This is a genomic window from Ruegeria sp. AH12 (assembly GCF_056541465.1).
The window spans coordinates 15301-28679 of record NZ_JBQFYL010000006.1; the positions used below are offsets into that span (position 1 = coordinate 15301).

At 59.0% G+C, this 13379-nt stretch carries 8 protein-coding genes; 7 read left to right on the forward strand and 1 reads right to left on the reverse strand.

Annotated elements, in window-relative coordinates:
• Positions 1–74: 74 nt before the first annotated feature.
• A complete protein-coding gene (dnaE, locus tag ACR0EL_RS11375; RefSeq protein ID WP_480499990.1) occupies positions 75–3575 on the reverse strand; it encodes a DNA polymerase III subunit alpha in 3501 nt (1166 codons plus the stop codon).
• Between the two features lie 343 nt (positions 3576–3918).
• Here dnaE and xdhA point away from each other — a divergent pair, with 343 nt between their 5' ends.
• From xdhA to ACR0EL_RS11410, 7 genes are all read left to right on the forward strand, one after another.
• On the forward strand, positions 3919–5280 hold the full coding sequence (xdhA, locus tag ACR0EL_RS11380) for a xanthine dehydrogenase small subunit (protein WP_480499991.1): 1362 nt from the start codon (positions 3919–3921) through the stop codon (positions 5278–5280).
• Complete coding sequence (gene xdhB / locus ACR0EL_RS11385) at positions 5277–7679, forward strand: xanthine dehydrogenase molybdopterin binding subunit (RefSeq protein ID WP_480499992.1); 2403 nt, start codon at positions 5277–5279, stop codon at positions 7677–7679. Before xdhA ends, xdhB begins: the two co-directional genes overlap by 4 nt.
• The gene (gene xdhC / locus ACR0EL_RS11390) at positions 7679–8614 is read left to right on the forward strand and encodes a xanthine dehydrogenase accessory protein XdhC (RefSeq protein ID WP_480499993.1); all 936 of its coding nucleotides are present in this window, start codon (positions 7679–7681) and stop codon (positions 8612–8614) included. The genes xdhB and xdhC overlap by 1 nt, the downstream gene beginning before the upstream one ends.
• Positions 8611–10128 carry an ABC transporter ATP-binding protein gene (locus ACR0EL_RS11395; protein ID WP_480499994.1) on the forward strand — a complete coding sequence of 506 codons (1518 nt, stop codon included), beginning with the start codon at positions 8611–8613 and terminating at the stop codon, positions 10126–10128. The genes xdhC and ACR0EL_RS11395 overlap by 4 nt, the downstream gene beginning before the upstream one ends.
• A 63-nt stretch (positions 10129–10191) precedes the next feature.
• Complete coding sequence (locus ACR0EL_RS11400; RefSeq protein WP_480499995.1) at positions 10192–11274, forward strand: ABC transporter permease; 1083 nt, start codon at positions 10192–10194, stop codon at positions 11272–11274.
• Positions 11274–12194 carry an ABC transporter permease gene (locus ACR0EL_RS11405; protein WP_170536118.1) on the forward strand — a complete coding sequence of 307 codons (921 nt, stop codon included), beginning with the start codon at positions 11274–11276 and terminating at the stop codon, positions 12192–12194. Before ACR0EL_RS11400 ends, ACR0EL_RS11405 begins: the two co-directional genes overlap by 1 nt.
• 31 nt (positions 12195–12225) lie before the next feature.
• Positions 12226–13299, forward strand: a complete 1074-nt coding sequence (locus ACR0EL_RS11410; protein ID WP_480499996.1) for a BMP family ABC transporter substrate-binding protein — start codon at positions 12226–12228, stop codon at positions 13297–13299.
• Positions 13300–13379 lie beyond the last annotated feature (80 nt).

Below are 13379 nucleotides of genomic sequence, written 5' to 3' on the forward strand. Positions count from 1 at the left end.
CTCCTGCATAACTCCAAAATCAATCTGCGATTCAGCCTAGCCGGGCGGGTCTTCTCTGGCAACAAAAGTAGGGGTCAGAATTCCTCGACTGACATCACGCCTTCCAGGGATTTGATCGCGCCTTTGATCTGTGGATTGATCGGGAAAACCTGCCCCAAGTCCATTTCAACTTCGCCCGGCAGGCCAGGATCCAGCAGGCACAGCTGAATTGGCCCCTTCGCGGCCCCTTTGGCTGCGCTTGCTGCATCCTCAAGCACTTTGGCAACAGTGGACAGCACCTGAGGCTGATCCACGAAGATACGCAACCCGGTTGCACCGGCATCGGCCACAACCGAATCCACAGGCCCGACAGACCTGCCCAGCAGCTTCAGCTGATCAGCCTCCATCGTCGCTTCTGCTGTCAGCACCACTTGCGCCCCGGTTTCCAGAAACTCACGGCATTTTTCCAGCGTGTCTGAAAACAGCGTAACCTCGTAGGCTCCGGTCGGATCGGAGAGCTGAGCAAAGGCAAAGCGATTGCCGCGCGCAGACTTCCTTTCCTGACGTCCGGCAACAACACCCGCCATCTTCGCAATCAACGGCCCCGAGCGCGCCTTTTCCATCACCTCATCCAAGGTTAGTACCTGCTTGCGTTTCAATGCTGGCATGTAGTCATCCAGCGGATGACCCGACAGATAGAAGCCAATCGCCTTGAACTCTTCACTCAGACGTTCGGCAGGCAACCAATCTGGCGTCGGGGACAAGCGCGGTTCGGGCAGGTCATCGCCCGCCTCACCAAACAGTGAAACCTGATTCGAGTTCTTCTGTTCGTGGATCGCTGCTGAATACTGCACCAGCGGGTCGAGGCTTTCGAACACGCGGCGGCGGTTTTTGTCAAGCTCATCGAAGGCCCCGGCGCGCGCCAGCATTTCAAGCGGGCGTTTGCCAACCCGTTTCAGATCGACCCGGCGGGCAAAATCGAACAGGTTCACGAACGGTTTCTCACCTCGTCCGTCGACCACCAGGTTCATCGCCTCGACGCCCACGTTTTTCAACGCGCCCAGCGCATAAACCAGATGCCCATCCACAACATCAAAGGTCGACTGAGACCGATTCACGCAAGGCGGCACATAAGGCAGTTCCAACCCCTTGCGGACCTCTTCGAAATAGACGGCCAATTTATCGGTCAGATGGATATCGCAGTTCATGACACCGGCCATGAACTCAACCGGATGGTTCGCCTTCAGCCAGCCGGTCTGATAGCTAACCACCGCATAGGCGGCGGCGTGGGATTTGTTGAAGCCATAGTTGGCGAACTTATCCAACAGGTTCCAAACCTCGATCGCCTTGGCCTCATCCACGTTATTCTCGGCGGCACCTTTGAGGAATTTGGGCCGCTCAGCGTCCATCGCCTCCTGAATTTTCTTGCCCATGGCACGGCGTAGCAGGTCGGCACCGCCAAGGCTGTAGCCCGCCATTTCCTGCGCGATCTGCATTACCTGTTCCTGGTAGACGATGATGCCTTGGGTTTCGTCCAGTATATGATCAATCGACGGGTGCAGCGTGTCCCGTTCGCTGAGTTTGTTCTTGACCTCACAGAACTTGGGTATGTTTTCCATTGGGCCGGGGCGATACAGCGCGACAAGGGCGATGATGTCCTCGATACAGTCCGGTTTCATCCGCTTCAGCGCGTCCATCATGCCCGAGGATTCCACCTGGAACACCGCCACAGTCTTGGCTGCGGAATAGAGCTTGTACGTCGCCTCATCATCCAGCGGGATCGCGTTGATCTGGTTAACAGCTCCTTCTGCTGGTTCGTACAACTCCGTACCATCCGGCGCGATGTGCAAATCCCGCCCGGATTTGAAGATCAAATCCATCGCGTTCTGGATCACGGTCAGGGTTTTCAGACCCAAGAAGTCGAACTTCACCAGCCCGGCCTGTTCCACCCATTTCATGTTGAATTGAGTCGCAGGCATGTCCGAGCGCGGGTCCTGATACAGCGGCACCAAGGCGTCCAGGGGTCGATCTCCAATCACCACCCCTGCCGCGTGGGTCGAGGCGTTGCGCAAAAGCCCTTCGACCTGTTGGCCGTAATTCAGCAGGCGGTCCACGACCTCCTCGCTGCGCGCCTCTTCGCGCAGGCGCGGTTCGTCCTTCAGGGCCTTTTCGATAGAGACGGGTTTGACACCTTCGACCGGGATCATCTTGGAGAGCCGGTCGACCTGACCATATGGCATCTGCAGAACCCGCCCGATGTCACGCACGGCGGCTTTCGACAGCAACGCACCAAAGGTGATGATCTGCCCCACCTTGTCGCGGCCATATTTCTGCTGCACGTATCGGATCACCTCCTCCCGGCGGTCCATGCAGAAGTCGATATCGAAATCGGGCATCGACACCCGTTCCGGGTTCAGGAATCGTTCGAACAGCAGCGAATAGCGCAGAGGATCAAGGTCCGTAATCGTTAGTGCATAAGCCACGAGCGATCCCGCACCCGAGCCCCGGCCCGGCCCCACAGGGATATCCTGGTCCTTGGCCCATTGGATAAAATCCGCCACGATTAGGAAGTAGCCCGGAAAGCCCATGCCTTCGATGATATCCAGCTCGAAATCCAGCCGTTCCTGATATTCCTCTGGCGTCACCGCATGAGGGATTACGGCCAAACGTTTCTGCAGACCCTCATTCGCAATACGTCGCAGTTCAGCCACTTCATCATCCGCGAATTTCGGCAGGATCGGATCGCGGCGATACGCCATGAAGGCGCAGCGCTTTGCGATCTCGACCGTGTTCTCGATGGCCTCAGGAAGGTCGGCAAACAAGGTCGCCATCTCCTGCTGCGACTTGAAATAGTGCTGCGCTGTCAGGCGGCGGCGGCCCTCTTGCTGATCAACATAAGCGCCCTCAGCGATACAGATCAGTGCGTCATGCGCCTCATACATGTCCGACGTCGGGAAATAGACGTCATTGGTGGCCACCAGAGGCAGGTTCTTGGCGTAGGCCATTTCCACATGACCACGTTCGGTCAGGCGTTCGGCCTCGGGCTGGCCATCTTCGCCCGGATGGCGCTGAAGTTCGATGTACAAGCGGCCGGGGAAAATACCCGCAAGCCGGTCCACCAGGGCCTCGGCGGCCGGGCGTTGCCCCTGCTGCAGCAAGATGCCCACAGGCCCATCCGGCCCGCCGGTCAGGCAAATCAAGCCATCCGACCGTTCGGACAGTTCGTCCAGCGTAACCTGCGGCAGTTGCCCCCCCTTGTCGACATAAAGGCACGAGCTCAGCTTCATCAGGTTCTCATACCCGACCTCGGACTGTGCCAGCAGCACCAGCGGCGCAGGCGCCTTGGGCTTTTCCCCCGGTTGCGCTTGAACATAGGTCAGATCGACCTGACAGCCCATGATAGGCTGTATGCCCGCCCCACTGGCCGTGACCGAAAACTCCAAAGCCGAGAACATGGAATTGGTGTCGGTCACCGCAACCGCGGGCATCTCTGCCTTCTCACAAAGCCCCGGCAGCTTTTTGAGCCGCACAGCGCCTTCCAGCAGGGAATATTCAGTGTGGACACGGAGGTGAATGAATCGAGGAGAACTGCTCATGACCGCTACGCTATCGCAGCCAGCCGTCACGCAAAAGCCGGAACCGACGCTTTGGCATGCCTAAAAAATCAGCGCGGATTATTCGGATTTTCCAGAAGGTGCTTCGGGAACGGCACCATCTGCTTTGCAGAAAACACTTTAATTTCAACTGGCTGAACAATACTAAAAACGGGCATTTTCACATTGTCCGAGTGCAATGGTACATCATATAGGCAGTTTTTCTTGCCAGATAAGCCACGCTGTTTCTAACATCATACGGCAAGCTACTCGCCCGCCACTCTTTCTACGTCGCATCGAAGGAGGGCCGAACGGGCGCAACCGGGTAACGCGACGGGTTTCTCGTATGACGATCACGTTTCTTCTGAACGGAGAGACAGTGGAACTGGCGGATGTCGATCCGACAGCCACCCTGCTGGACTGGCTGCGCGAAGATCGCGGCCTGACCGGCACCAAGGAAGGCTGCAACGAAGGTGACTGCGGCGCCTGCACCGTCATGGTGACGGATGCGGATGGCCACAAGGCGCTCAACTCCTGCATTCTGTTCCTGCCCCAGTTGCACGGCAAAGCGGTCCGCACCGTCGAAGGTGCCAGCGGGCCGAACGGCGAGACGCATCCCGTGCAACAGGCGATGGTCGATCTGCATGGCTCGCAATGCGGTTTCTGCACGCCCGGCTTCGTGATGTCGATGGTCGCAAGCCATGCCAATGGTGCCACGGATCATGACACACAACTGGCCGGAAACCTTTGCCGCTGCACCGGCTATGCGCCAATTATCCGCGCAGCGAAAGCCGCCGAGCAGCAGCCTGTACCGGTCTGGGTCAAAGACAAACCCATTGCAACATCAGCCGCGTCGCCGTCGCTGCCCGCATCGTCCGACGAGCTGGCGGCTGTCTATGCCGAGAACCCTGATGCCACTCTGGTTGCAGGCGCTACCGATGTTGGCCTCTGGGTGACCAAGCAACTGCGCAATCTGGACCCGGTGATCTTTCTCAGCCGCTGCGAAGACCTGAAACAGATCACCTTCACCGATGACGAAATCCGTTTCGGAGCAATGGTCGATATGAACCGCATGGGTGACGCGCTTTCCGACATCCACCCCTCTTACGCCGAGATGATCCGGCGCTATGCCAGCGTTCAGGTCCGCCACGCAGCGACCGTCGGCGGCAATATCGCCAATGGTTCGCCTATCGGGGACAACCCGCCCGCCCTGATCGCCTTGGGCGCGACCCTACATTTGCGCAAGGGCGGCGAACGGCGCTCGATCCCGCTTGAGGATTTCTTCATCGACTACGGCAAGCAAGACCGCGCACCTGCCGAGTTCATTGAGGCCGTCAGCTTCCCGCGTCAACCAGATCGGCTGAAGGCGTACAAACTCAGCAAACGGTTCGATCAGGATATCTCGGCCGTTTGCGGGTGTTTTAATGTAACCGTTTCAGAGGGCACCGTCACCGAAGCGCGGATCGCATTTGGTGGCATGGCCGGCACGCCAAAACGAGCAACCCTTGTCGAGGCCGCACTCATTGGCAAACCTTGGACGCGCGAGACGATTTACGCCGCGCTGCCTGCATTTGCCGAAGATTATTCACCACTCACGGACATGCGTGCCTCAGCAACCTATCGTCTGGAAGCTGCCAAAGCGATGCTTGAGAGATATTTCCTTGAGGATCAGGGCGAAGTGACCAACGTGTTGGAGGTGTCGGCATGAGCGTGACCAAACCCCTCCCTCATGACGCGGCCCCTTTGCATGTGGCCGGTGCTGCGCGCTATGTGGATGACATCCCAACACCCAAGGGCACGCTGCATCTGGCGTTTGGACTCAGCCCAATTGCCAAAGGCGCGATCACTGCAATGAACCTGTCGGCAGTGAAAGAGACTGAGGGCGTTGTCATGGTGATGACAGCCGAAGACCTGCCCTTCGCAAATGATGTCTCTCCCTCGATCCACGATGAACCGCTGCTGTCGGATGGCACGGTTCACTATATCGGTCAGCCGGTGTTTCTGGTCGTCGCCACCAGCCATCTCGCCGCCCGCAAAGCCGCGCGGCTGGGCAAAATCGACTATGCCGAAGACACCCCGATCCTGACCGTTGAAGAGGCGCTGGCGGCTGACAGCCGTTTCGAGGATGGCCCCCGTATCTACGCCAAGGGCGACGCCGACGCCGCCATCGCTAGTGCGCCCCATATCATCGAAGGAAGCTTCGAGCTTGGCGGGCAGGAGCATTTCTACCTCGAAGGTCAGGCGGCACTTGCCGTGCCCAATGAAGGCGCGGATATGCTGGTCCACAGTTCCACCCAGCATCCAACCGAGATTCAGCACAAGGTGGCCGATGCGCTGGGTGTTCCCATGCACGCGGTCCGAGTCGAAACCCGCCGGATGGGCGGAGGGTTCGGCGGCAAGGAAAGCCAAGGAAACGCTTTGGCGGTAGCGTGTGCTATCGCCGCGCGCGCAACCGGCAAGGCCTGCAAGATGCGCTATGACCGCGATGACGACATGATCATCACCGGCAAGCGCCACGCCTTCCGGATTTCCTACAAAGCCGGGTTTGACAAAAACGGCCACATACAAGGTGTCTCGTTCCTACACCACGCGATTTGCGGCTGGGCGCAGGACCTGTCTCTGCCCGTCGCGGACCGCGCGATGCTGCATTCGGACAACGCTTACCTGCTGCCCAATGCTCGGATCGAGAGCCACCGGCTGAAAACCAACACCCAATCCGCCACCGCCTATCGTGGGTTTGGAGGCCCTCAGGGTATGGTCGGGATCGAACGCGTGATGGACCATGCCGCGCATACGCTGGGTCTGGACCCGGTCGAGTTGCGCCGCCGCAACTACTACGAACCCGCCCACGAGATCGCTGAGGCTGCACCGACAGAGAAACCATTAGGTCACCCTGACCCGCACGAAGACCTGACAAGCCGGGGCGCCGTTGAGATGGGCAATGCGCCCGTGCGCCCTCTACCCGCAAGCGGCAATACCACGCCCTACGGCATGGAGGTTAGCGATTTCGAACTGCATGGCATTACCGAAGCTCTGCTGAAATCCAGCGACTATGCCGCGCGCAAGGCAGCCATCGAAAAATGGAACACCCAGAACAGTGTGATCAAGAAGGGCATCGCCTTCTCTCCGGTCAAGTTCGGGATTTCCTTCACGCTGACGCACCTCAATCAGGCTGGTGCTTTGGTGCATGTGTATCAAGATGGCTCGGTCCACCTGAACCATGGCGGTACCGAGATGGGGCAAGGATTGTTCCAGAAGGTCGCGCAGGTCGCCGCGTCGCGCTTTGGCATCCCGCTGGAGATGGTCAAGATCACCGCAACTGATACGGCCAAAGTGCCCAATACCTCGGCCACAGCAGCGTCTTCGGGCAGTGACCTGAACGGCATGGCGGTCAAAGCGGCCTGCGACACGATCCGCGACCGCATGGCCGACCATCTGGCCGAGCGTCATCAGGCCGACCCGTCGACTGTCACTTTCTCGGACGGTCACGTTTCGGTAGGTGCGGAACGCTATACCTTCTCTGAGGCCGCCGCTTTAGCCTATCAGGGGCGCATCAGCCTGTCAGCGACGGGTTTCTACAAAACCCCCAAGATCGAATGGGACCGGATTGCAGGCCGGGGGCGTCCGTTCTTTTATTTCGCCTATGGGGCATCCGTCACCGAAGTGGCGATCGACACCCTAACCGGCGAAAACCGTATCCTGCGTACCGATATCCTACATGATGCGGGGGCCTCGCTGAACCCGGCGCTCGATATCGGACAGGTCGAAGGCGGCTATGTGCAAGGCGCAGGCTGGCTGACGACCGAAGAACTGGTTTGGGATGGCAAGGGCAACCTGCGCACACACGCGCCCTCGACCTACAAGATCCCAGCCTGCTCGGACCGACCTGATATATTCAACGTCGCGCTATGGGATGGCGAGAACCGCGAGGACACGATCTATCGCTCGAAGGCGGTGGGTGAGCCGCCCTTCATGCTGGGCATATCGGCCTGGTTGGCCCTGTCGAATGCGGTCGCAGCCTGTGGCGACAGCTATCCAGCGCTGGATGCGCCCGCCACGGCTGAGGAAGTCTGGCGCGGTGTTCAGCGGATGAAGGGAGACATCTGATGGGGTTTGACCTGGAGGCTTTGAGGGAGGCGGTCAAAACCCATGGAAAAGTGACTCGGGTGGTCATCGCTGCGATCAAGGGCTCGTCCCCACGCGAGGTCGGAGCCGCGATGTTGGTCTGGCGGGATGGTCAGAGCGGAACGATCGGCGGCGGCGCGTTGGAGTTTCAAGCCGCAGAAGCCGCGCGGTCCCAAACCATCCCTGCCCGTCTGACCCATCACGCGCTAGGCCCCGATATGGGACAGTGTTGTGGCGGTGCAGTTTCACTGTTCAGCGAGGTCTTTGATCTCAAGGCATCTGATGCACTCGACGACACGGTCATAGCGCGATCCGCATCTGAAGACGAAATGACTCTGTCCGTGAAACGGTTGCTGGCAACTGCGCGCGGTCAGGGGATTGCCCCCGAAACGCAACTGATCGACGGCTGGATGGTGGAACCCGTTCACAAACCCACGCGGGACCTGTGGATCTGGGGTGCTGGTCATGTAGGCCGAGCACTGGTGGATGTTCTGTCCCCCCTGCCCGACATCGCGATCACCTGGGTCGATACCGGACCCGAGCGCTTCCCGGCCTCGCTGCCGACAGGTGTCACCACAGTTCCAGCGGCCAAACCAGCCGAGCTGGTTCGCCATGCACCGCCCCATGCCGAGCATCTTGTGCTGACTTATTCACACAATCTGGATTTAGAACTGTGCAACCGGCTGCTTTCGCATGATTTCCGCTTTGCTGGGCTGATTGGCTCGGCTACGAAATGGGCGCGATTCCGGTCGCGGCTGGCAGCACTTGGGCATTCGCCTGAACACATCAGCCGGATCACCTGTCCAATCGGCGATCCCGCTCTGGGCAAACACCCGCAAATGATCGCCGTTGGCGTCGCCGCGCAGCTTCTGCGTCCGGCCCGGCAGACTGAGTTGAAGAAGGACCTGAGCGCGTGACCACTCCACTCTTAAGCCTGCAGGGGATGACCAAGGCCTATCCCGGCGTCGTGGCCAATGATCAGGTGTCGTTCGACATCGGCGAAGGCGAAGTACATGCGCTTTTGGGCGAAAACGGCGCGGGGAAATCCACGCTGGTCAAGATGATCTATGGGCTGGTGAAACCAGACAGCGGCACCATGATGCTGCGCGGTCAGGCTTTCGCCCCAGCGGAACCCCGCGCGGCGCGGGCGGATGGGATTGCGATGGTGTTCCAGCACTTCTCGCTGTTCGATGCGCTGAACGTGGCTGAGAATATTGCGTTGGGGATGGAAAACCCGCCGCCCATGGGCGATCTGGCATCGCGTATCCGGGAGGTGTCTGAAACTTACGGCTTGCCTTTGGACCCGTACCGAACTGTCGGTGATCTGTCTGCGGGGGAGCGTCAGCGGGTCGAGATCATCCGCTGCCTGCTGCAGGACCCCAAGCTGCTGATCATGGACGAACCAACCAGCGTGCTGACCCCGCAAGAGGTTGAAATCCTGTTTGAGACGCTGAACAAATTGCGGTCTGAGGGCACCTCGATCCTCTATATCTCGCATAAGCTCGAAGAGATCCGCACGCTGTGTGACCACGCCACAATTCTGCGTTTGGGCAAGAATGTGGGGGAATGCGTGCCTGCCGAGACTTCGGCCCGCGACATGGCCGAGATGATGGTGGGATCAACTTTGCAAACCCCGGAACGGTCGGGCCGCGCCTTCGGCGAGGTTGCGTTGGATGTCAGCGGTCTGTCGGTGCCTTCCCCTTCGGAATTCGGAACCGCTCTGAAGAACGTCCATATGACCGTCCGCAAAGGCGAGGTTCTGGGGATCGGTGGCGTCGCCGGGAATGGGCAGGATGAATTGCTGGGCGTGTTGTCTGGTGAAATCCAAACTGCCGCTGATGCGATCAAGTTCAACGGCCAACCGATTGGCAAGCTGGGCCCCACCGCGCGCCGCAAGCTGGGCGTACTGACCGCGCCCGAGGAACGGCTGGGTCATGCCGCCGCACCCGATATGAGCCTGACCGAGAACGCTCTGCTCACGGGATCGGTCAGGGAGGGGCTGGAAAACAACGGTTTTCTGAAATGGGCCGATACCAAAAGCTTTGCCGAGAAAATCATCAGCGCGTTCGATGTGCGCACGCCGGGGCCCGAAAACGCCGCGCGGTCGCTGTCGGGCGGAAACCTGCAGAAATTCGTGATCGGCCGTGAGGTGCTGCAAAACCCGGATGTCCTGGTGGTGAACCAGCCCACATGGGGTGTGGATGCGGCGGCTGCGGCATCGATCCGGCAAGCCATTTTGGACCTGGCGGCCAAAGGAACCGCCGTCATTTGTATCTCGCAGGATCTGGATGAGCTGATGGAAATCTCAGACAGTTTCGCCGCACTGAATGAAGGCCGCCTGAGCGCGCCGCGCGAGACCACGGGCCTGACAGTCGATGAGATCGGCCTAATGATGGGCGGCGCGCATGGCATGGAGGTGGCCCATGTGTGATCCGATATCCGCCTTCCGCAAAAGACACAAAGAACAAACGAGAATGCGCAGGGGGATGGGCAGATGATTGTGTTGGAGAAACGGCCACAGCCGTCCAAAGCGTGGTCTTATGCGACCCCTCTGGTGGCTGTTTTGGCGACGATGGTGTTTGGGGGTGTCCTGTTCGCCATTCTGGGGAAGAACCCGGTCGAAGCGATCGGCACGATCTTCTGGGAACCGCTGTTTGGTGAGTTTGCGTTCTATTACCGTCCACAACTCTTGGTGAAAGGCGCACCTTTGGTGCTGATTGCCATCGGCCTGTCGCTGGGGTTCCGGGCCGGGATCTGGAACATCGGGGCCGAGGGGCAGTACATTATGGGGGCCATATTTGGCGCAGGTGCGGGTCTGGCCTTTTACCCGCTGGAGGCGTTCTACATCTTTCCAATCATGGTACTTGCCGGGGCGTTTGGCGGCTGGCTTTGGGCGATGATCCCAGCCTTTCTGAAGGTTCGTTTCGGGACAAATGAAATCCTTGTGTCTCTGATGCTGGTCTATGTGGCCGAGCAGATGCTGGCCTCGGTCTCGCTGGGTTTGCTGAAAAACCCCGAAGGGTTTGGCTTTCCCGGTTCGCGTAACCTGCAATCCTATGACAGCGCGCATAATGCCGAGTTGATCGCAGGGTCGGGGATGCATTGGGGTGTTGTTGCGGCCTTCGTTGCGGTGATTTTCTCTTATGTGCTGCTGAACCGCCATATGCTGGGATTTCACATTCGACTTACCGGCGAAGCACCACGCGCTGCGAAATTCGCAGGGGTAAACCCGGCCCGTCTGATCCTGTTCTGCCTTGGCATGTCTGGTGCATTGGCCGGGCTGGCAGGGATGTTCGAAGTGTCTGGACCCTCTGGGCAGGTCAGCATCGACTTCAACGTCGGCTATGGCTTCACGGCGATCATCGTGGCCTTTCTGGGCCGATTGCACCCGGTAGGCATACTGCTGGCCGGTGGCCTGATGGCGCTGACCTATATCGGCGGTGAAATCGCGCAGTCTCAGCTGGGTCTGCCTGCCGCCGCCATTCAGGTGTTCCAGGGGATGCTGCTGTTCTTCTTGCTGGCGTTCGATCTTTTGACAAACTACCGCATCCGTGCGGCCCGTAGCGAGGTGGCATAATGGACCTTGGTGAAATCAATCCCGTCCTTCTGATCGCCTCGCTGATGGTGGCCGCAACCCCACTGCTGCTGGCCGCGATCGGAGAGTTGGTCGTCGAGAAAGCAGGCGTTCTGAACCTCGGTGTCGAGGGCATGATGATTGTTGGTGCAATCAGCGGATTTGCGATCTCGGTCGAAACCGGCTCTCCGTGGCTTGGCTTTATCGCCGCAGCGATTGGGGGTGCGGTGCTATCCCTGCTGTTCGTGCTGCTGACGCAGGTGGCGCTGGCCAACCAGGTGGCCAGCGGACTGGCGCTGACCCTGTTCGGCCTCGGCTTCAGCGCGTTGATGGGACAAAGCTATGTGGGCATCAAGCCGCCCAGCATGGGGGATATCCATATCCCAATACTCAGCGATATTCCTGTCATTGGCCCAATCCTGTTCCAGCATGACCCGATCCTCTATGTGGGCATCGCCTTAACGGCTGCCGTCTGGGCCACGCTGAAATACACCCGTGTCGGGCTGATCCTGCGCGCGGTGGGTGAAAACCATGATGCCGCCCATGCCTTGGGATACAAGGTCATCAAGATCCGCATTCTGGCGATTCTGTTCGGGGGTGCCTGTGCGGGTCTCGGAGGCGCTTATATCAGTCTGATCCGAGTGCCCCAGTGGACCGAAGGCATGACCGCCGGTGTGGGATGGATCGCTCTGGCGTTGGTGGTGTTCGCCAGCTGGAAACCATGGCGCGCGTTGCTTGGTGCTTATTTGTTTGGCGGCATCACTGTCTTGCAGCTTAATTTGCAGGCAGCGGGCGTTGCCATACCTGTCGAGTATCTGGCAATGTCGCCCTACATCATCACGATCCTTGTGCTTGTGATCCTTTCGGCCGACAAGAGCAGCGCACCTGCCTCACTGGGCCGAATATTCCATGCCTCACACTAGGGGCCAAATGAACCAACTTGGGGAGAAATACATGAAATTCACTACACTTCTGGCAAGTGCCACAATGGCGCTGGGTCTGGCCTCAGGCGCCATGGCCGAAGACAAGACAAAGGTCGGCTTCGTTTATGTCGGTCCCGTAGGCGACGGTGGCTGGACGTACGAGCACAACAAGGGTCGCTTGGCGGTTGAAGAACACTTTGGCGATAAGGTAGAAACCGTGTTCGTTGAATCCGTTCCTGAAGGCCCTGACTCGGAACGAGTCATGACCCAGATGGCGCTGGAAGGGGCCGATCTGATTTTCACCACCTCGTTCGGCTATATGGACCCCACGATCAACGTGGCTAAGAAGTTCCCGAATGTGAAGTTCGAACATGCAACTGGCTATAAGACCGCCGACAACGTCTCGGTCTATTCGGCACGTTTTTATGAAGGTCGCGCCGTTCAGGGTCACATCGCGGGTAACATGACCAAGTCGAACATCATCGGCTATATCGGTTCCTATCCGATCCCCGAAGTGATCCGGGGCATCAACTCGGCCTTTATTCACGCGCAACGGGTCAACCCGGATGTCGAGTTTAAAATCGTCTGGGCTTACACTTGGTTTGATCCTGCGAAAGAGGCTGACGCTGCGAAGGTTCTGATCGAACAAGGCGCTGATGTGATCCTGCAGCATACGGACTCGACTGCGCCGCAGGCGGCGGCGCAAGAGGCGGGCAATGTTGTCACCTTTGGCCAGGCCTCGGACATGAGCGAATATGCCCCGTTCCCGCGCGTCTCATCAATCATCGACGACTGGGCGCCCTACTACATCGCGCGAACACAGGCTGTGATGGACGGCACCTGGGAATCTGTGAACACCTGGGACGGTATCCGCGAAGGTATGGTCGCCATTGGCGAAATCTCTGACGCGGTTCCGGCGGATGTCAAAGAAGAAGCGCTGGCGATGAAAGCGGCCATGGCTGCGGGCGAGTACCACCCCTTCACCGGCCCGATCAAAAAACAGGATGGCAGCGATTGGTTGGCTGACGGTGAAGTGGCCGATGACGGCACGCTGGCAGGTATGAACTTCTATGTCGAAGGTCTGGAAGGCGAGATTCCGCAATAAGCCACTGGCGTAGAACCAAAATGAAAGCCCGCGCTTGGTCGCGGGCTTTTTTTCATGTCCACGGCGCACCTGCGCTGAAA